The 18,442-nt window shown below is 67.6% G+C and carries 18 protein-coding genes; 3 read left to right on the top strand and 15 right to left on the bottom strand.

Going from position 1 to position 18,442, the window contains the following annotated elements; all coding sequences use genetic code 11:
- Positions 1-1,229 precede the first annotated feature (1,229 nt).
- Both ACH34W_RS37360 and ACH34W_RS37355 read right to left on the bottom strand, forming a co-directional pair.
- On the bottom strand, positions 1,230-2,252 hold the full coding sequence (locus ACH34W_RS37360) for a hypothetical protein (RefSeq protein ID WP_395965893.1): 1,023 nt from the start codon (positions 2,250-2,252) through the stop codon (positions 1,230-1,232).
- Between the two features lie 75 nt (positions 2,253-2,327).
- Positions 2,328-2,627, bottom strand: a complete 300-nt coding sequence (locus tag ACH34W_RS37355) for a hypothetical protein (protein WP_395965892.1) — start codon at positions 2,625-2,627, stop codon at positions 2,328-2,330.
- Between the two features lie 436 nt (positions 2,628-3,063).
- On the opposite strand from ACH34W_RS37355, the gene ACH34W_RS37350 reads away from it, so the two are divergent.
- On the top strand, positions 3,064-3,402 hold the full coding sequence (locus tag ACH34W_RS37350) for an Imm51 family immunity protein (protein ID WP_395965891.1): 339 nt from the start codon (positions 3,064-3,066) through the stop codon (positions 3,400-3,402).
- A 99-nt stretch (positions 3,403-3,501) separates the two neighbouring features.
- Here the strand turns inward: ACH34W_RS37350 and ACH34W_RS37345 are convergent, their stop codons facing one another.
- Complete coding sequence (locus ACH34W_RS37345; protein WP_395965890.1) at positions 3,502-4,068, bottom strand: hypothetical protein; 567 nt, start codon at positions 4,066-4,068, stop codon at positions 3,502-3,504.
- Positions 4,069-4,368: 300 nt separating this feature from the next.
- Positions 4,369-5,631 carry a DUF222 domain-containing protein gene (locus tag ACH34W_RS37340; protein WP_395965889.1) on the bottom strand — a complete coding sequence of 421 codons (1,263 nt, stop codon included), beginning with the start codon at positions 5,629-5,631 and terminating at the stop codon, positions 4,369-4,371.
- A 1,246-nt stretch (positions 5,632-6,877) separates the two neighbouring features.
- On the opposite strand from ACH34W_RS37340, the gene ACH34W_RS37335 reads away from it, so the two are divergent.
- Complete coding sequence (locus ACH34W_RS37335) at positions 6,878-8,110, top strand: IS256 family transposase (RefSeq protein WP_395965888.1); 1,233 nt, start codon at positions 6,878-6,880, stop codon at positions 8,108-8,110.
- Positions 8,111-8,984: 874 nt separating this feature from the next.
- Here the strand turns inward: ACH34W_RS37335 and ACH34W_RS37330 are convergent.
- The 7 genes from ACH34W_RS37330 to fdxA all read right to left on the bottom strand — a co-directional run bounded on the left by ACH34W_RS37330 (position 8,985) and on the right by fdxA (position 14,620).
- Positions 8,985-10,580 (bottom strand): polyamine aminopropyltransferase, encoded by a 1,596-nt coding sequence (locus ACH34W_RS37330; RefSeq protein WP_395965887.1) that lies wholly within the window; start codon positions 10,578-10,580, stop codon positions 8,985-8,987.
- Between the two features lie 34 nt (positions 10,581-10,614).
- Complete coding sequence (locus tag ACH34W_RS37325; protein WP_395965886.1) at positions 10,615-11,040, bottom strand: DUF350 domain-containing protein; 426 nt, start codon at positions 11,038-11,040, stop codon at positions 10,615-10,617.
- 10 nt (positions 11,041-11,050) lie between these two features.
- On the bottom strand, positions 11,051-11,644 hold the full coding sequence (locus tag ACH34W_RS37320; protein ID WP_395965885.1) for a DUF4247 domain-containing protein: 594 nt from the start codon (positions 11,642-11,644) through the stop codon (positions 11,051-11,053).
- Entirely contained in the window at positions 11,641-12,132 is a 492-nt protein-coding gene (locus tag ACH34W_RS37315) for a DUF2617 family protein (RefSeq protein WP_395965884.1), read from the bottom strand. Before ACH34W_RS37315 ends, ACH34W_RS37320 begins: the two co-directional genes overlap by 4 nt.
- A 4-nt stretch (positions 12,133-12,136) precedes the next feature.
- On the bottom strand, positions 12,137-12,754 hold the full coding sequence (locus ACH34W_RS37310; protein WP_395965883.1) for a DUF4178 domain-containing protein: 618 nt from the start codon (positions 12,752-12,754) through the stop codon (positions 12,137-12,139).
- 141 nt (positions 12,755-12,895) lie between these two features.
- Positions 12,896-13,981 carry a succinyldiaminopimelate transaminase gene (dapC, locus tag ACH34W_RS37305; protein WP_395965882.1) on the bottom strand — a complete coding sequence of 362 codons (1,086 nt, stop codon included), beginning with the start codon at positions 13,979-13,981 and terminating at the stop codon, positions 12,896-12,898.
- A gap of 312 nt (positions 13,982-14,293) precedes the next feature.
- A complete protein-coding gene (fdxA, locus tag ACH34W_RS37300; protein WP_131759039.1) occupies positions 14,294-14,620 on the bottom strand; it encodes a ferredoxin in 327 nt (108 codons plus the stop codon).
- 113 nt (positions 14,621-14,733) lie between these two features.
- Between fdxA and ACH34W_RS37295 the strand changes: the two genes are divergently transcribed.
- Positions 14,734-14,991: a hypothetical protein gene (locus ACH34W_RS37295; RefSeq protein WP_395965881.1), complete on the top strand. Its 258-nt coding sequence runs from the start codon at positions 14,734-14,736 to the stop codon at positions 14,989-14,991.
- Between the two features lie 24 nt (positions 14,992-15,015).
- Here the strand turns inward: ACH34W_RS37295 and ACH34W_RS37290 are convergent, their stop codons facing one another.
- The 4 genes from ACH34W_RS37290 to ACH34W_RS37275 form a co-directional block, all read right to left on the bottom strand.
- Positions 15,016-15,540, bottom strand: coding sequence for a hypothetical protein (locus tag ACH34W_RS37290; RefSeq protein ID WP_395965880.1), 525 nt, complete (start codon positions 15,538-15,540; stop codon positions 15,016-15,018).
- 391 nt (positions 15,541-15,931) lie between these two features.
- Positions 15,932-16,729, bottom strand: coding sequence for a polysaccharide deacetylase family protein (locus ACH34W_RS37285; RefSeq protein WP_395965879.1), 798 nt, complete (start codon positions 16,727-16,729; stop codon positions 15,932-15,934).
- A gap of 354 nt (positions 16,730-17,083) precedes the next feature.
- Complete coding sequence (locus ACH34W_RS37280) at positions 17,084-17,956, bottom strand: enoyl-CoA hydratase-related protein (protein WP_395965878.1); 873 nt, start codon at positions 17,954-17,956, stop codon at positions 17,084-17,086.
- 66 nt (positions 17,957-18,022) lie between these two features.
- Entirely contained in the window at positions 18,023-18,367 is a 345-nt protein-coding gene (locus tag ACH34W_RS37275; RefSeq protein WP_395965877.1) for a hypothetical protein, read from the bottom strand.
- Positions 18,368-18,442 lie beyond the last annotated feature (75 nt).

Below are 18,442 nucleotides of genomic sequence, written 5' to 3'. Positions count from 1 at the left end.
GCTGCACCTCCAGGCCCCCGACCTGCTCTACCTCGTCTTCGTGCGTGGTCACAGATGATCCTTCCCGGCTGGGACCTCCCAGCCTTCCGGATCACCACCCCACCCACACGATCTTTCAGACACTCCCCTGATCCGGCATGGACATGACAGGTGCGGTGTGGGGTAAGTCGGCGCGCAGCAAAGACCGCGAACCAGCCGCCCGTCTGTGGGGCCAGGGTTGGTGCACAGAGTCGGCGGCGAGGTCAGTGTGGTGGAGCAGCGCGCCACTGTGACCGCTCGCTGGATTATGGGGAAAAAGATCTTGCCGCTGCGCGCGGGGTGTCCGCCGCTGCTAGTCGCGGCGGGAGCCGGAGCAACGCGCCAGCGTGACCGCTAGCTGGATGCTGGTGAAGACTTTGCCGCGCTGCGCGCGGGGGTCTGGTGCTGGCTGCAGTGGTTGTTGTCTGCGGCGACCGGGGTCGGTGGGCTCGGCGCCGGTCGCCTCTGTGGCGTGGCCGACCACCCGGCTGCGGCTGGAACCAGGGCTTGGACATAAACACGTCGGCGAGGTGAGTGAGGGGTAGGGCGGCCACGCGCCAACCTGGCGCCGGTTGGCTGTGGTGAAAGAGCTTGCTGCGCTGGCGCGCGGGAGGCTGGTGTGGCGATATCCCGGCATCGTGAGGTTGGCGGCGGCCTAAGGATCGTGAACTCGGCTCAGTCGGCCCGCTTGTGTGCGGCCGGTCATCCGCCTGTAGGTCATCGCAGGGCTGGGCGCATCGTCGTCAGCGAGGTGGCCGCGAGATAGAGCTGGGCGTCAAGGTGGCCGCGCTTTCAGTGGCTGGGAAGGCCCCTTTGCCGTGCCATCCGCCGGGGGCTGCCACCTCCCGGCCATGCTCATGCCCGCAGCAGCCAGGCTCGCCAGTGCGGTGGTGGTAACTGTTTGGGCCGCCGCCTATCGGTGGCTTGTGGGGTCGAGGTGAGTTGTGGCGGCGTAACGGGGTGAGCGGGCGCGGCGTGGTGTTTGGCAGGCGATGGCTGTGGTGTACCCGGCTGTTGGGTGGTGACGTGCTGGCTCCGCTGGTTGTGCCAGTCGGTGCGGCTTTGGTTGGTTCGAGATCTGGTTGGGAGCTTGGCTTCGTAGGTGAGAAGCAGGAACGTTTGGAGCCGAGTTCTGGGGACGCTTAGTGATCCACTCGGGGTGTGATGGTGGCGAGAAGTAGGAACACCCGAGTGGGTGAGCGGCGGGGGGCTCACTCGGTGACGGCCGGGTGGAGCTCCTCGGGCTCCCACTCCTCGTCATCGTCCTCGTCGTCCCAGGCCTCGACCTGCCGGCGGCCGCCGACGTCCAGGTGGACGCCGGCGGCGGTGAGCCTGTGGTGAAGCCGCCCGGTCATCTCCTCCGACATGTAGTGGTGGTGCAGGTCGAGCCGGCCCAGGCCGTGGAAGACGGGGCTGTCCAGGATCATCTGAGCGCCCTTGTCGGTCAGGGTGCCGAGCGACAGATCGAGGGTGGCCAGCCCGGCGGTGACGGGGGCGCCGGACAGCGCGGCGATCAGGGCGTCGGTGTCCCGCGCGTTGCGCAGGCCGAGGTGGCTCAGCGCGGGGAACGCGCCCGCCAGCAGTGGCGCCAGGTCCTCGGGTGCGGCGCCGTCGCCGAGGAAGAGCTCCAGGCGTTCCAGGTTCGGCAGGGCGGAGCCGAGGACGCCGCGCACCACCTCCGGGTCCAGCCGGTGCGTCTGGACCGTCAGGCGGCGCAGTCCCGCGTGCCGCGGCACGTTCCAGGCGAGCCGGAAGGTCGTACGCTCGCCGCCGGTCTTCAGCGTCATCGTGTCGGCCCCGCGGACGGCGAACTCGGCCAGCCGGGGGAAGATCGCAAGCAGCGCCGAGACGTCGGTCTGCGGGATCCAGGAGACCAGGCGGGTCTCCCGCACGACGACCTCGCCGAAGAACAGCGCCCGGAGCGCCGGGAACGAGGCGGCGTGCGCCACCAGCAGGTCACGCACGCCGTCGGGGGTGTCTTTGCCCGTTCCGGCGTTCCAGCAGTCACCGATGATCAGTGCGATCACAGACCGGGTGCCGACCTCGCCTATGAACCGCGCGAGATGGTCGCCGAACCGCTCCTCGCCGTCCCAGGCCTCCAGCCGCAACCGCCACGCGAACGCGCCCGGATCAGCCTTCGCCGCGGCGAGCCGCTCGCCAGCGGGCCGCGACGCGGACGGGAAGTCGATGACCTCCAAGCCCGCGAATTCGGTCATATAACTGCGATGCGTCATGGGTCGCAGTGTTCCATCGGAAGGATGCCGAACGGTTGCGACTCTCTTGAGCGCCGATGCGCAGGGACCATGGGGTCAACAAGTCGGTGCAGTCAACGGATCAGTCACGACATAGGTGCGGACCGTGTAGTACGAAGCCCCCGCCGCGTCATGCTCATCCAGCAGCCGGTCGAAGATCCGCTTGGTGGTGTGCCGCTGCTTGGGCGGAGCGGTCAGATCAGCCCGCAACATCTCATCGATCAAGGGCTTGAACAGATCAAGGTCCAAAGGCCGCGGCGGCAACGGCTTGCGGGGCTTGGACCAGGCCGACTCCAGTGCCTGCTGCACGGTGGCGTGCCCGACCCCGAACTCCCGCATGATGGCGCGCTTGCCCATACCCGCCCGAGCCGCACGACGAATCGCCGCATACAGCTCGGCCGTCCCTCATCGGCCACACCTGCGCTCCCTCACGGTCGGTAGCACCCTGATAGTCGCACCGCAACCAACCATGTGTTCCCCAAGAATCAGCAACACGGCATGGGACGGCTAACGACCGTTCTCGATGATGACCTCCCAAACGTTCTCCTGGATCACCTAGATAGCCAGGAGCTTTGGGTGCGGCTCCTCCTGAGTGACTCGTCTGCCCAGCCCACGAGGCCCCGCATCCGCCGAAGGCGAACTACTGAGCGGGCTGGCCCAGAGATGTCAGTGGTCGACGTCATGCTCCTTGATGCAGCTGCTCTGCGGGAATCCTTTGGGCGGGGTGCACCAGGTCCCGGCAGAGGAGCAGTATCCCTTGTCTCTTCGCTTTTAGGAGTGCGGTGTTTCGCCGATGAGTCCGCTGAGGTTGATCGAAACCACACCTGGAGAGTTCTCGCTGCTGTTGGGAGCAGGAGAGACGCCGGTAGATCAAGTCATCGAGGAGCTTGGGCATGAGCCGAACGGCTACTTCTGGGAAGGGGCGGCGGAGTTTCTTGTGACCACCGAAGCTCCGGCTCTTGAAGAGCGAGTCTCATTTGACTCGGAAGCTGGCATGTTCTGCGCGCACGGCACGGACCGAACCGCGCTCCAGGAGCTGGCTGCTTTGATGAGCATCGTCGTCACAGACGGTGATCGGCTCCGGAAGCTCGTCGAGTCGGCTCTAGCCAGCGGTTTTGAGTTCGACGACTGAACACGCTGAGCCGTACGGCCCTGCTGAGTTGGGCGGATGAGTCACCCTGCGGAAGAGCCGTACCCCCCGACCAGGCCACTAGGAACACCGCCGCCACCATCAAGGGGACGTGGCGGCCAGATCCGGCTGGTCGGTGTCCCACTCAACGTGCTGGAGCAGACTCCAAGAAAAGACAGCCCAGAACGAACGGGTGCGCCCATCGCTGTCCCGGGTTTGGAACTTGTACTCCTCAAACGGGGGCCAGATATCGCCGTCCTTGATCGGCGGACCGAAACGTTCGATGATCTCGTCACGGACCCAGGCCCAGGGGCGAAGGTCAGCGAAGCCGTCGGGAAGGACCGGGGGGACCTGGGGGGACCGGGAGAAATCGAACTTGCGAAACACAGGGACCCCAGGCCAGCCCTCCAAGCTGAAGACCAGGCCCGGCCAGAGCGGAAGCTCGCAGGTGACGCTCATCGACGACCCGCCATCCGCAATATCAAGCAGTGCCGACTGGATGGTCTGAGGCGTAGGAGGTGAACCAAGGTGAGCCACCTCGTTCTCGGCGTGATCGGTGGACAGGAACAAGAACTCGTGAAGCTCGAAGCCGGCAGCCCGGTCGAGGTCGGCTTGGTCTACGCCGAGCTTGCCAAGGGCGTCATTGACCATGGCCTCGTTGCCGCGCATTCCTGACAGGATCCGCAACTGCAAGTCCCAGAGCCCCGGGACGAGATCAGAACTGGGCATGGAGGTATTTCCATCGCGCATGATCTGTTAGAGGCCCATCCGGAGCTAGAAGTTGCACGAGCCAGCAGACAGAACGTCCTGATGCAGAAACCAATGGGTATGGCCTCCCCATGGAGGCCTGCTGAGCTTGGCGAACAGGTCACTCCAGAGGAACTGCACCCAGGAGCTTTTGTGCCGGAGTGGGGGCGTGCCTGTAGGCCCGGCGCTGGGGGTGCGCCGGGCTGCAGGCTGGGGTGGTGGTCAGGCCGCGTGGTCGTGCCAGGGATTGTCGGCCTGATCGACAGGTCTGCCGCGTCTGGATCTGGCGACCCCGTCAGGCGGCAGCGCCCGATACCGGTAGCGGCCATCCTCGGTGGTGGTGATGTGCATCTGGTGGGGGTGGGTGTGTTTCCAGCGGTTGTGCCAGCCGCAGCACAGGGCGAGTTTGTCGATGTCGGTGGGGCTGTTGCCCAGCGCCCACCCATCGACATGATCCACCTCGCACAACAGCCCCGGCACCTCACACCCCTGCACCGCACACGTGTCATACAGCGTTTCCAGCACCCGGCGCTGCCCGGCGGTGGCGATCCGCACCGCATGCCCCAAATACAGCGGCACGTGGTCGGCGCTGAGGATCAGGGGAGAGATTCCGGCGTTGAGGGCGATGCGCCGCACCTGCGCCGCCGGGATCGGGGTGCCGTCACGCAGCCGCCCGGGGGTGTCGTCGCCGGTCAGGGTCTGCAGGTCGGCGATGACAGTGACCCGGGTGTCCCGGTGCCCGCCCGCCAGCACCGTCGACAACGCCGCCGCCGTCCGCTCAGCCAGATCGCGGCGGTCGCCGGTCCCCGCGGGTTTGGCCAACGGCGCGAGGGTGCCGTCCAGGATGGCGGTGTCTTCGGGGTTGAGCCACCCGTGCAGGTAACAGCCGCCATCCAACGACCGGCTCACGGTCACCCACGACCGCTCATACCCCCGCGCCGCATCCTCCGGCGGCTGATCGGTGCCGGTGAGTTCGGCGACCAGGTCATGGACTCTGCGGCCCAGCCGCGCCAGGTTCCGCGCCGACACCCCGCCAGCCACCGCGTCCAACAAAATGCCTTCGGCGGCGGCGCAGTCGTCATCGTTGAGGCGTTGTACGGCGTCGGCGATGGTGGCGGCGTAGCCGTAGGACAGGGCGCCGGTGGCCAGTTGCTGGTTCACGTGCTGCAGGCGGGGGAGTTGGCGGGCCAGGGTGAGGCGTTCTTGGGCGCGGCCCTCGCGCATCCCCAGCCGGCACCGCAACCACGCCTGAGTCGACGCCAGACCCCACCGCTTGGGTTCCCCGGTCCGGTCCACCACCGCGATCAACCCCGCCAGCACCTGCTCACCCTGATCCAACGCGGCAGCGAACTGTTCGGCCAGCTCCATGCAGGCGGTTCCGGAGTCGGGTGCCGATCGTTGGGCGAGTTGGGTGGTGATCGCGGCGGCCGCTTCCACCAAGTCAGCGGTGGAAGCGGAATCTAGACCCGCCACGATCGAATCCATGCTGTTATTCTATCGTCACGTTCGGTGATATTGCAAGGTGTTGAGTGCCGATTGCCGACGGTATCCGGCCACCTTTTTATGCCGGGTGCGATAGGTGACCGTCCCACGATTTCCGTTGATCAGGAGCGGTGAGCGGAAGGTTATGTCGACGTCATTCGCTGGGATCAGCGTGTCCGTTTGTGGTCGTCTTTGTGGGTGGTCGGGCGGGGGTGTTGTCCCACGGTCGTTGTCGGTTGCGGGCGGGTGGATCGGGGATTAAGTCGGCTGGTTTGGGTGGGTGGTTGAGCGGTGCCGAAATGACCGTTTGCGGGTTTGTGCGGCTTTGTCGTGTGTTGCGGTCACGTTGGTTGCGGTTAAGGGAGTCCAGCCATGCGCACAAGGGTGAGGGCGGGCCGCTACCTGGGGTTGTGGCACATCCCGCGCTCCGCGCGGGCTCAAGGTCGAACATCAGCCACCAGCAAACCCACACAACACCCACCAGCCGCACCACCGCCTACCTTCTTGTCGCCGCGCTTTTAGACCTTCAGCCCCAACCGACCGGCTGCCGGGCGGGGCGCGGAGCCAAGGGGGTGACCGCTGCCGCCAACCTCGCAGCGGCACGAAGTAGGCTGCCGCCCGGAAACCTGTGCGTACGCACCTGCCGCGCCCACCGCCTACCTTCTTGTCGGCGCCGCTTTTAGACCTTCAGCCCCGCCCCGCCCCACCCGCTGGCCGGGCGAGGTGCGAGCCAAAGGGGAGACCGCTGCCGCCAACCGCGAAGCAGCAAAGTGTAAGCCACAGATGCACAGGTAGACACAACACCCAAGCCCCCAAGCAATTTCTCTTCGCTGCCGACATTTGAAGTGAACCTGCGCCGATCTGCAGTCGGATGGCCGTGCCAGCCAAGGGGCGACCGTGCCGCTACTTTCACGTGAACTTCCTAGCGTGTCGCTTCCGGCTACTTCCCTTCCGGCATGGCTACCCAGGCCAGGACGAGCGAGCAGCCGAAGCGACTCGCGCGGGTCGTTCCTTAAAAGAGGATTTGGAAGCCGATGAAGACGGCCTCTTCTGACCTCCGACTGCCGGTTATGACGGCGCACTTGGGCTGATAGTGCCCTCTCCGCCCTGATCAGTTCAGCCGGTGACGTCCCAGCCTGTGGTGTAAGTGCTCGGTCTGTTCGGCGTGGTGACCACGCTGGGGAGAGCCATCGTGTGATGGTCAGCGAAACCCACGCCAATGGTTTTCGCGAGAAGGACACATCACACGATGGCTCTGGACCAGTCTGCCCTGCTGGAAGTACTTGAGGCACTCAAGGGCGCCGATGTCGAGGAACGGATCCGCCAAGCGGCCACGACGATCTACCAGGCTCTGATCGAGGCGGAGCTGACCGCGGTGATCGGTGCGGCGCCGCATGAGCGCAGCGATGCCCGGACCGGGCTGCGGAACGGTCACCGACCCAAAACGGTCAGCACGACCGCGGGTGATCTGCAGTTGCAGATTCCCAAGCTGCGTGCGGGGTCGTTCTTCCCCTCCCTGCTGGAGCGCCGCCGGCGGGTGGACCAGTCGCTGTTCGCAGTGATCATGGAGGCGTACCTGCACGGCACCTCCACCTGCAAAGTCGATGATCTGGTCAAAGCCCTAGGCGCCGACAGCGGCATCTCCAAGTCCGAGGTGAGCAGGATCTGTGCCGGGCTGGATGTCGAGGTCGCCGCGTTCCGTGACCGGTCCCTGGCCGACCAGCCGTTCCGGTATGTGTTCCTGGACGCCACCTACTGCAAGGCCCGCGTCGACCACCGTGTGGTTTCCCAGGCCGTCGTGGTCGCCACCGGGGTCGCCGCCGACGGACGCCGCGAAGTACTCGGCTTCGACGTCGGAGACAGCGAGGACGGCGCGTTCTGGACCGCGTTCCTGCGCACGCTCAAGACCCGCGGCCTGCACGGCGTGCAGTTGGTCATCAGCGACGCCCATGCCGGCCTCAAAGCCGCGATCGAGGCCGTGCTGCTGGGCGCGAGCTGGCAGCGATGCCGGGTTCACTTCCTGCGCAACGTCCTGGCCCAGGTCCCCAAAGGCCACGCCGAGATGGTCGCAGCCGCGATCCGCACCATCTTCGCCCAGCCCGACCCCGACCACGTCCGCGAACAACTCGACACCATCGCCGGCATGCTCGGACGCCAGCTCCCCAAGGTCGAAACCATGCTCCGCGAGGCCACCAACGACGTCACCGCGTTCGCAGACTTCCCCCTCTCACACTGGAAGAAGATCTGGTCCACAAACCCGCTGGAACGGGTGAACAAGGAGATCAAACGCCGCACCGACGTCGTCGGGGTCTTCCCCAACCCCGCCGCCCTGCTCCGACTCGCCGGCTCCGTCCTCGTCGAAACCCACGACGAATGGCAGGTCAGCGACCGCCGCTACCTATCCGAAGGCTCCATGGCCCTACTCGACCAGCCCACCGACAACCCCGAGGAGGTAGCAACACAAGCCCTACTCACGGCATGATCAGCACAACTCGCTGACCCGCACACGGTGACGACCATTTACACCAACAAGCGGGACGTCACCTTTCAGAGCCCGATTCAGCACCGGTTCCGCCAGCGGCAAACCCCTCGTCCACTCGACTTAGCAGACGGCAAAGACTGATTCGCAGGTAATCGACGAACTGGGCCTGACCTGTCACCCGTCGAGCCAATACGACCACAGGGCGGGTGCGGTGCCAGCCTGACCTATAGACCTTCCTGCCGGGAAAGGGTTATCTCAGGCCGGGTCTCCGAAGAACGGGGAGAGCTCACAGGTACGCCGGACAGCCGGGCGCACCAGACCACTTGGTGGCCCGAGCGAGCCAGTTGCGCTCAAGAGCCAGGAATGCCGGGGGGCCGACTCCGCCGGATCATCAGGCATGCCTGACCGAGCAGGCTAGGTGCGCTGGTCAGCCGGGGGCGCCAGATCCACCGGCGTGTCAGACCACCAGGCAGCAGCCTGGACATCAAATGCGCCAACAGGCCAGGCGCACCGGATCATCAGACGTGCCCGGCTGCCTAGCCGATCGAGCAAGCTAGATGCGCCGGACAGTCGGCGCGCGAGACCACCAGGCAGCCCGAGCAAGCCAAGTACTCCAACAGAACGGGCATGCGCCAGATCACCAGGCGTGCCCGACTGTCTGGCGGCGCGAGCAAGGTCGGTGCGTCGGATGGCTGGGCATGTCAGATCGTCGCGGTCGGTCGCATGCGCCGGAGGGGTGGCGCACCAGGAGACTGAATGTGCCAGACCGGCTTGGTGGGCCTGGCCATGTCGGTGTAGCGGCGGCTGAGGCATGGGGTGCTGGCGGGAGTCGTTTTCGCGGAATCTTGAGGTTACTGCGCGCGGTCGGCTGGTCTTAGGTGTTGTGCCATTCGCCGCCCTCGTACTGGACTAGGCGGGGGTGGATGAGGGTGTTGATGTCCACGTCGCGGTGGCGGAGGTCCTTGCCGAAGACGGTGGCGGCGCGGAGGACGTCGGAGTCGAGGAAGCGCAGGTTGGGGGTTTCGGGCGCCAGTTTGAGCTCGGGGCGGGTCGTGCCGGGCTCGGCTAGGACGTAGCCCCAGTCGCCGAAGCTCGGCACGTCCGCATGGTACGGGCTCGTGGCGAAGCCGGCCTCGCGGATGGTCTTCTCGATGCACCAGAACGACTTGGGCGCGAAGTACGGGGAGCCGGACTGGACGACCATGCGGCCGCCCGGCGCCAGGGCGCGCTTGACCAGGCCGTAGAACTCGACCGAGTAGAGCTTCGCGGTGGCGACGTCGTCCGGGTCGGGCATGTCGACGATGATCGAGTCGAAGCTCTCGGTCTGGCCGCGGAGCCAGGAGAACGCGTCGGCGGTGATCGTGCGGACTCGGGGGTCGTCGAAGGCTCGTTGGTTGAGGTCGGCGATCTCTCTGTAGGTGCGGGCCAGGCGGATCATCTCGGGATCCAGTTCGACCAGGGTTGCGCTGCGGACGTCCTTGTAGCGCAGCACCTCGCGCAGGGCCAGGCCGTCGCCGCCGCCCAGGATCAGGACCTTGCCGCGGGCTTCTGAAAGGGCCGGGTGAACGAGGGTCTCGTGGTAGCGATATTCGTCCACTGACGAGAACTGCAGGTCGCCGTTCAGGAAGAGACGGAGATCAGGCTGGCCCGAAAGCGCCATGCGGCGGGTGATGATGATCTCTTGGTACGGCGTTCTCTTGGCCAGGGCGATCGGGTCGCGGTAGAGCGCCTGGCGGGCGGAGACCTCGAAGCCGTCGGCCAGCAGGTAGGTGCCGGTGAGGGCAAAGAGGACGGTGGCCATGCCTGCCCACAGGCTGATGCGGGCGGCGCGGCCGATCTGGTGGCGGAAGAGCCACAACACGACGGCGATGCCCGCGACCGCGTTCACCACGCCGACCAGGAGCGCGCCCTTGATGTGCCCGAAAGCGGGCAGGAGGACGAACGGGAAGGCCAGGCCGCCGATCAGCGCGCCCACATAGTCGGCGGCGAACAGGTCGGCGACCGCGCTGCCCGCGTCCTGGCGCCGGATGCGTTGGAGCAACGTCATCAGGAGGGGGATCTCCGCGCCGATCAGCGCCCCGACCAGGAACGCCACCACGATCAGCGCGGGGACGTAGAGATTGAGCCAGGCGAACGCCGCGTACAGCGCAAGGACCGAGAGGCCCCCCATCAGTGCCAGGGCGCCCTCCACGATCGCGAACGCGGCGATGGGCCAGCTCTGCAGTGGCTTGGCGGCCAGCGAGCCGATGCCCATCGCGAAGACCATGACCGACAGGACGATCGACGCCTGCGTGACGGAGTTGCCGACGAGGTAGCTGCCTAGCGCCACCAGCGCCAGTTCGTACACCAGGCCGCAGGCTGCGCACGTGAAGACGGCCGCCAGGACAAGGGCCCTGGCGGCCCTGGCGGGCAGTCGCAACGACGACGGGTCGGTCGTGGTCTCCACCAGCGGACCGGTCGTGGTCTCCATCAAGGACCTCCCCCGGTGCGGTCCCTCGGCGAACTCAGGAAACGGCGCCCGCGACGATGGCGGCCACCGCGAGGTCGGCGGCGGCGACGACCCATCCGGCCGGGTGGATCGCCGTCCCCTCGACCAGGGTCGCGCCCAGCTTGCCGGGTGTGCTCGCATCGAGCAGGTAGAACGCGACGACCATCAGCACGATGCCGAGCAGGCCGAAGACCGTCGTGTCGATGAGCCCCTGCCCGAGGTCGTTGTCGCTGGTCACGATCGCGGTGGTGACGATCGCACCCACGCCGAGCAGCTTGGCCGACAGCAGCAGGGCCGCGCCGCGGTTGCCCTCGCTCCAGATCTGGTGGCCCAGGCGGCCCGGTGTGGTCACCTCCACGACCAGGTAGCCCAGGGCCATCAGGGCGATGCCGAGCGCGCCGAACGCCAGCGTGGCCCCGGCCTCCTCCAGGACGTCGTTCATCCGAAGCTCCTCACTTGCCTGATCCGGGTCCGCCGCCGCGGAAGGACGCGGTGCCGTTGCGATTCCAGCCGCCGCTGCCAGGACTCGTCCAGCGGGTGCCGATGTACGAGTGGTAGCGCCGGTAGCCCGAGTCCGGTCCGTCGACCGTAATCCGGCTGCCCGCGCCATCGGGCAGGATCCCGACAACCGTCTTGGGGTATTGCAGGAAGATCCCGCCCTGGGCCGCCACCACGTTCAGCGGGACGGCACGTCCAGCTTGGATGCTCACTGGGGCGTCCTGTGTGTCCACTGGGACGCCCTGAGCGCTCACGGGGACGCTCTGAGCGCTCACGGGGCTCTGAGCGCTCACCGGGGTGGCGGGCATGCCTTGCCCGCTGGCCAGCGCCAGCGCGTCCACCCGGTCGATCGGCTTGAACTTCTTCGCGATCTCACTGGCGACCTTCTGCGGGCTGTTTCCCGAACGGTAGGTGTCGACGCTGAGCTTGTTGTACTTCTTGGCGATCCAGCCGCCCGGGTCGTCGTCGCCCTTGACGAGGACGGCGATCAGGACGATCACTCCGATCACCGCGGCCACCACGCCGCCGATCAGCCATTTACGGTTCACGATTCGCTCACCAGCCGGCTTCGCGTCATGACGATCTCCCGGGTCTGCGGATAGGCATGCCAGGTGCGCCAGCCCAGCCCGTTGTCCGCCAGGGCGAGCGCGGTCACTGCATAGGGGGAGCCAGGGAAGGTCCCGGTCAGGGCGTCGGCCCGGTCGGCGAGGCGGGCGCAGAGGTCGTCGACGGCGGTGCCGAACGCGGCGTCGTCGTCATGGCTGACCGTCGTCGCGCCGAACTCGTACGACCAGCCGGGCAGCGCCTCGTTCACCTCGTCCGGCAGCGGTCCGGGACGGCCCGGCAGGCATGCGACGGTCTCGCTGACCGGGCCCACGAGCACCTGGTGGGACGCGCCGAGCAGCCGCAGTTCCACGGCGAGCCCGGCGCGTTCGGCTGGCAGCACGGCCAGCGCGTCGAGCGCGGGCAGGCCGAGTGCGAACGACAGCGCGTCGGCGCGCGTGTCGGTGTAGGGGGTCCGGAGGGTCGCGAGCAAGGGATCAGCTGCCCGGGTAGATGGTCAGGGTGCCGGTGGGCACGCGTTCGCCGGTGCCGAGCTCCCAGGGGCCGTCGCCGTAGCGCTCGAACGACAGGTAGCGCCCGCCGGAGCCCTCGTAGTCGACGTACTCGACCCGGCCGCCCTCGCCCACGCCGGTCGTGCCCTCGCTGCCGTAGTCGGCGGTGCCGTGCTCGTCGCGCCGGTATTCGACGCCGTCGACGACCAGCGTCTTCTGGTCGGGCTTGAGCTCCCCGACCTCGTGCTCGGTCCACCAGACGACCTCCAGGTCGGGGTCCTCCTCGACCGAGATCCAGACCTTCTGGTCGACGGTGTCGGCGTCCAGGAGGTGCTCGCTCCAGGTGAAGCCGCCCTCGCGCATGCGCAGCGAGCCACGTACGAAGTAGCGCACGCCGAGGTATTCGATCATGTCGCCGGCCTTGATCGTCCGCGGGTCGCCGCCCACCTCGTCCTCGGCGGCGAACGGATCGCGCGGCACAGCGCGTTCGGCGGCCTGCTCGGCGGCGCCCCCGCCCGCACGCCGGCGCAGCATGACCACAATGATCACGACGAGCGCGATCAGAATGAGCGCCAGCAGAACCGGTATGACCGCCCCGCTCATGCGTCCTCCATCGGTGCCTTGGAAACGCCGGTGTCCGAAAATGCCAGTGACCAGCGGATCTTACAGACATCCGGCGCCGCTGGATATGTGGATCTTCTACTGTCCGTTCCCGGCCGGTCCACCAGAGTGATCAACAGGCGTTCAGAGGCGGGCGGCGGCCTCGGCCACACGCTCGTCGGTGGCGGTGAACGCGATGCGCACGTGCCGCGCCCCGCCGGGTCCGTAGAACTCGCCCGGGCCGACGAGAACGCCACGTTCGGCCAGGTAGGCGACGGTGTCCCAGCATTCCTCGCCACGCGTCGCCCAGAGGTAGAGCGAAGCCTCGGAATGGTCGATCCGGAAGCCGTGACCCTCGAACGCCGCGCGCAGGACGGCACGCCGGCGGCCATAGCGCTCGCGCTGCTCGTCCACGTGTGCGTCGTCGTCGAACGCGGCGATCATCGCGGCCTGGATCGGGCCGGGCACGATCATCCCGGCGTGCTTGCGTACCTCCAGCAGCCGCTTGACCAGCGTCAGGTCGCCCGTGACGATCCCGGCGCGGTAGCCCGCCAGGTTGGACCGCTTGGAGAGCGAGTTGACGGCCAGCAGGCCCTCGTGCAAGCCCTCGCAGACGTCGGGGTGCAGGATCGAGACCGGCGGATGGTCCGGCTCCCAGCCGAACTCCAGGTAGCACTCGTCGCTCACGACGATCGAGCCGCGCTCGCGCGCCCAGGCGACGACCTTGCGCAGGTGCTCGGCGGGCAGGACCTTGCCGGTCGGGTTGGACGGCGAGTTCACCCAAACGATCTTGGGAGCGGCCGGGCCGAGGGACAGCAGGCCGTCGGTGGCGACCGGCTCGGCCCTGGCCAGCCGGGCACCGACGTCGTACGTCGGGTAGGCCAGCTCGGGGAAGACCACCTGGTCACCGGGGCCCACGCCGAGCAGGGTCGGGAGCCAGGCCACCAGCTCCTTGGTGCCGATCACCGGCAGCACGGCCGCCGGATCCGCACCGGTCACGCCGATGCGACGCCGCAGCCAGCCCGCGACCGACTCGCGGAGCTCAGGGCGGCCGTAGGTCATGGGGTAGCCGGGCGCGTCGGCGGCGGCGGCCAGGGCGGCACGGATCGGCTCAGGAGTGGGGTCGACCGGGGTGCCGACCGACAGGTCGACGATGCCGCCCGGGTGCCGGCCGGCCAGTTCCTTGTACGGCTCCAGCCGATCCCACGGGAAGCCCGGCAGCGTGAACAAACCCACTCCTCCTCAGACGAGACCTCCAGCAGAGGCCCCTGGATGAAGCCTCCAACAGGAGGCCCTTGGATCCTCCGGCAGAGACCTTGGACGAAGCCTCCGACAGGAGGCCCTTGGACTAGGCCTCCGGCAGAGGCCCCTGGACGAGGCCTCCAACAGAGGCTCTGACGACCTCAAGGCCGTGACCCGTCCATCACGGTGTCACGGCCTTGAGGTTACGCAACTGTGCCTCGGTCCCGAGCCGGTGGGACGTCGGTCAACCCGGTCAAACCCGGTCAGTCCCGAAGAGAACCCGGTCTCTTCGGGACTGACTCAGTCGTCCTGCGACTGCGGAGGCAGCGCCGCGACGATCGGGTGGTCCTTGTCGATCTTGCCGACCTTGGAGGCGCCACCAGGGGAGCCCAAGTCGTCGAAGAACTCCACGTTGACCTTGTAGAAGTCCTTCCACTGCTCGGGGACATCGTCCTCGTAGTAGATCGCCTCAACCGGGCAGACCGGCTCGCACGCACCGCAGTCGACGCACTCATCCGGGTGGATGTAGAGCTGACGCTTGCCCTCGTAGATGCAGTCGACCGGGCACTCTTCAATGCATGCCTTGTCGAGCAGGTCCACACAGGGCTGCGCAATGACGTAGGTCACGTTCGTGACTCCTCTCGGGTTTCCCGGCCCCGCCGTAGGCCACGGCTCACCGCAAGCTCGCTGTGAATAGTATTGCCACCACGGCTCAGTCGATTCGACATGGGGGTCCTCACATGTCTGGCCGTTTCGCCGCCCGGCTGGTCGTCTCGATCACCGCCGCAGACGTCGGCCAGCGGATCTCGCTGCGTCGCCGTCTGCCTACGGGAGAGTACAGCGACGTGGTCGGCGTCCTCGAATCGTGGTCGGACGGGACACTCCAGGTCCGCCGCCGCACCGGCGAGCTGGTCGAAGTACCCGAGGGCATCATGGTGGCCGCCAAGGTCGTTCCGCCCACCCCACCACCCCGACGCCGCCGCCGCACTGATGACTGACTCTACGGCTGGGCGGTTCAGGGGTTAGTTGAGTAGGGCGATGGCGATGGCGCCTATGAAACCCAGGGCCAGCGCGGTCTGCACCAGATAGGCCACCACGGCTTGGGCGGGCTCGGGGGTGTGGACAGGCACCGGCTCGCGACCGCCACCGGGCATGCGCGTGAGCTCGTCCAGCTGATCTCTGAAGCCCGGGCTGCGCATGATCAGGCCGGATCGCGGCGCGGCCAGGCTGATCCGGGCTCCGTCGCGCTCCTCCGCCTGAACGAGGCGGCCGAACACCGTCGGCACCACGACGAGCCGGACGACCCGTTCCCAGGTCACCTCCGCTTGCCGCCCGGCGAGCCGGTTGGTCAGCCCATCGGGCCACGCCTCCGTGACGCCACGGTTAAGGATCACCATGCTGCGCACCGCGCCGGCGGTCGCGCCGAACCCGGTGATCAGGGCGGTGGCCGAGGGGTCCAGAACGCCCGCGAGCAGCAGCACGGGCCCGGCGGCCAGCGCCGGGAGGGCGATGAACGGGCTGCGCCACTCCGGGCGCAGCCGGAGCACGGGTTCTCCGGAAATAGGGCCCATTTCCATCCCGATGATCGTCTTGAGGCAACCCCAGGCAAAGTCTTGGCGATAACTGATTGACGATGACTGGGCCGCCGTCGCAAGCCCCATGGTCGCCACCCCGACCGAGCTGCACAAGGTGTGCAGGCCCGGGCGCGGGTCGGGTCGGGTCGGGTCGGGTCGGTGTTACGCCGGGCTTGGGCGCAGTGGGGGCGGATGTCACGCCGGGCGGGGTGCGGCATGGGCTGGTGTCACCCTGTGGACGGACCGCAGTGCGGGTCGTCGTGGTGTCGGGCCGTGGCGGGGGTGGTCGGATAGGGCGCGGACGGGAGGAACCGCGCAGCGCTGTCTGGGAGCGGGCGCGGACGGGAGGAGCGGCGTCGCGCTGTTAGGAAGCGGGCGCGGATGGAAGGAGCGGGGTCGCGCTCCGCGTTCCCGGCGGTGACGGGTGGGGCGGGGTTCCGGTCGGAGCGCCGCTGGGGATCTCGCTTGGGGCGCCGCTCGGGGTGCTTGGGGCGCCGCTCGGGGTGCCGCTCGGAGCACCGGATGGGGTGCCGCTAGGAGCGGCTGGTTTGGGCTTGGGCAGGGGCCGCTCGGCCTGAAGGTATTGGTGGCCGGGCTTGAGCTTGTGCCCCTGGAAGAGCTGGGAGACGGTCACGAACGTGAAGCCTCGGCGTTTGAGTCCGGACAGCACGTGGGGAATCGCGTCCACGCTCGCCTTGTGAATGTCGTGGAAGAGCACGATGCCGCCGGTCTTGGGCTCGCTCGTTCCGATGCGGATGTTCGTGCTGACGCTGCGGTGCTGCCAGTCCAGCGAGTCGACGCTCCAGAGGATCTGCGGCATCGCCACGGCACGTCCCACTCGGGCATCGGTCGCCCCATACGGCGGTCGGAACATCGTCGGTCTGACGCCGGACGCCGCCTGGATGGCATCGTTGGTGCGCTGTACCTCCCAACGCACGGCGCCTGACGACAGTTTGGTCATCTGCGGATGCGACCAGCTGTGGTTGGCGACCTCATGCCCCTCCTGGACCATGCGCTTCAGCAACGCCTCGTTGCCCATGATGTTCTGGCCCAGCATGAAGAACGTGGCGTACGCTCCGGCCGCCTTAAGGCCGTCCAGAAGGCGCGCGGTGTATTCGCCGGGTCCGTCGTCGAAGGTCAGCGCCACACACCTGGCCCTCATGCAGTCGACCTGCGGCGCCGTCGGTTTCGGTGTCGGCGAAGGTCTCATCGTCTTGACCGCTCCCCGCTGCCGTGCCGTCTGCTTCTCCCGGCCGTTCGTGTCTTCGCAGGCGAGTACGGCCAGTATTATCCCGGCCGCGACGAGAACAACGGAATACCTGCTTCGCACCACGAACCCCCGAACGTGTCGCTCCGTGCGAGTGAATACCCTCCGTCGCTCTAGTCACACACATCCGCAAAACCCGTTCCGTACCTGCAGGGGCGATACGACCGCAGGGCGGGGCGCACAGGTGATCGGGTGCCGGGCGGCGGTTGTGGGGTCGGCTGCGTAGGCGCCCGGCGCCCGCTTCAGGCTTTATCGAAGCGGCCAGTCGGGTACTTCGGCAGGAAGGTCGGTGCTGACCCGCATCGGAAACTTCGCTGGGCGCTTCTCCAGGAACGACGTCACGCCCTCGTTCGCATCCGGGGCGCCCCCCAGCGCTGCCATCAGCCTTGAATCGGCGGCGTGCGCTTCCCACGGCGAGGAGGCTGACAGCCCCGACCACATGAGGCGCCGGATGGTCGCCACCGACACGGCCGACGTGTTGTCTGCGATCTCCCTGGCCAGTTCGTACGCCGCCGGGAGCAGTTCGTCCGGGCCGTACAGCCGCGACACGAGGCCACCGTTGAGTGCCTCTTGAGCGTCGAAGACCCGCCCGGTCGCGGCCCACTCCATCGCCTGGGCGATGCCGACGAGGCGCGGCAGGAACCAGCTCGACGCCGCCTCGGTGACGATGCCGCGCCGCGCGAAGACGAAGCCGAACTTGGCCTTCTCGCTCGCCAGCCGGACGTCCATGGGCAGCGTCATCGTCACGCCCACGCCGACCGCCGCGCCGTTGAACGCGCCGATGACCGGCTTGAGGCAGCGCGCGATCCGCAGCGCGACCGTGCCGCCGCCGTCCCGGGGCGTGCCGTCCTCCAGGACGTCGTCCTCCCCGGCGAACATGTCCTGCGACTTCTCCTTGTTGAAGGTGTCGCCGCCACCGCCGAGGTCGGCACCGGCGCAGAACGCCTTGCCCGCCCCGGTGACCACCACCACCCGCACGTCGTCGTCCGCGTCGATCTTGTCGAACGCGTCGAGCATCTCCGCGCGCATCACGTACGTGTAGGCGTTCATCCGTTGCGGCCGGTTCAGGGTGATCGTGGCGATCCCGTCCTGAACCCCGTACTCGATCTCGGTGTACGACACCTGCGACCCCTCTCGCGCCAACGTTTAGAACGACATTCTAGGAACAGTCGTCGGCCGGGAGTTCCGTCAGGTGGTGGCAGCGGGGAAGAGCCGCGCCAGGACATCGCGGCGCCACTCGTCCAGCGAGCCCTCGAAACCGTGCGGTGGCAGCGGGATCAGCTCGCCGTTCTCGACCTTGAGCTGGATCGTGACGCCCGGCGCCAGCTCCATTTGCTCGGGCACGTCCTTGCCGCCGGCGGCCAGGCGTTGCGCCAGCGCGCCCATCACCTGGGCCCAGCCCTGGCCGAGATAGGGCGGCAGCGCCACAACGCGGAGCTCCGGCAGACCACCCGCCGCCAGGCCGTGCGTACGCAACATCAGGCCGTCGTCACGCTCGATGCCCGCGACTCTGACCTCTTCTCGCTCGCCCATATCCGTGACCCTACGCCGAGCGGCGTTCGGGCCCGTCCCCGGGCTGAGCTGCGTGATCAACATCACCGGTGAACA

Origin of the sequence: Actinomadura sp. 6N118, assembly GCF_044326415.1 — a bacterium.
Taxonomy (GTDB): domain Bacteria; phylum Actinomycetota; class Actinomycetes; order Streptosporangiales; family Streptosporangiaceae; genus Spirillospora.
This window is presented reverse-complemented; position numbering and strand designations above follow the sequence as displayed.

What these genes read in the sequence shown, in the direction of transcription:
- ACH34W_RS37360 (WP_395965893.1), bottom strand. Translation starts at nt 2,252, where the DNA reads ATGACGCATCGCAGTTATATGACCGAATTCGCGGGCTTGGAGGTCATC.
- ACH34W_RS37355 (WP_395965892.1), bottom strand. Translation starts at nt 2,627, where the DNA reads ATGGGCAAGCGCGCCATCATGCGGGAGTTCGGGGTCGGGCACGCCACC.
- ACH34W_RS37350 (WP_395965891.1), top strand. Translation starts at nt 3,064, where the DNA reads ATGAGTCCGCTGAGGTTGATCGAAACCACACCTGGAGAGTTCTCGCTG.
- ACH34W_RS37345 (WP_395965890.1), bottom strand. Translation starts at nt 4,068, where the DNA reads ATGCGCGGCAACGAGGCCATGGTCAATGACGCCCTTGGCAAGCTCGGC.
- ACH34W_RS37340 (WP_395965889.1), bottom strand. Translation starts at nt 5,631, where the DNA reads ATGGATTCGATCGTGGCGGGTCTAGATTCCGCTTCCACCGCTGACTTG.
- ACH34W_RS37335 (WP_395965888.1), top strand. Translation starts at nt 6,878, where the DNA reads ATGGCTCTGGACCAGTCTGCCCTGCTGGAAGTACTTGAGGCACTCAAG.
- ACH34W_RS37330 (WP_395965887.1), bottom strand. Translation starts at nt 10,580, where the DNA reads ATGGAGACCACGACCGGTCCGCTGGTGGAGACCACGACCGACCCGTCG.
- ACH34W_RS37325 (WP_395965886.1), bottom strand. Translation starts at nt 11,040, where the DNA reads ATGAACGACGTCCTGGAGGAGGCCGGGGCCACGCTGGCGTTCGGCGCG.
- ACH34W_RS37310 (WP_395965883.1), bottom strand. Translation starts at nt 12,754, where the DNA reads ATGAGCGGGGCGGTCATACCGGTTCTGCTGGCGCTCATTCTGATCGCG.
- ACH34W_RS37295 (WP_395965881.1), top strand. Translation starts at nt 14,734, where the DNA reads ATGTCTGGCCGTTTCGCCGCCCGGCTGGTCGTCTCGATCACCGCCGCA.
- ACH34W_RS37285 (WP_395965879.1), bottom strand. Translation starts at nt 16,729, where the DNA reads ATGAGGGCCAGGTGTGTGGCGCTGACCTTCGACGACGGACCCGGCGAA.
- ACH34W_RS37275 (WP_395965877.1), bottom strand. Translation starts at nt 18,367, where the DNA reads ATGGGCGAGCGAGAAGAGGTCAGAGTCGCGGGCATCGAGCGTGACGAC.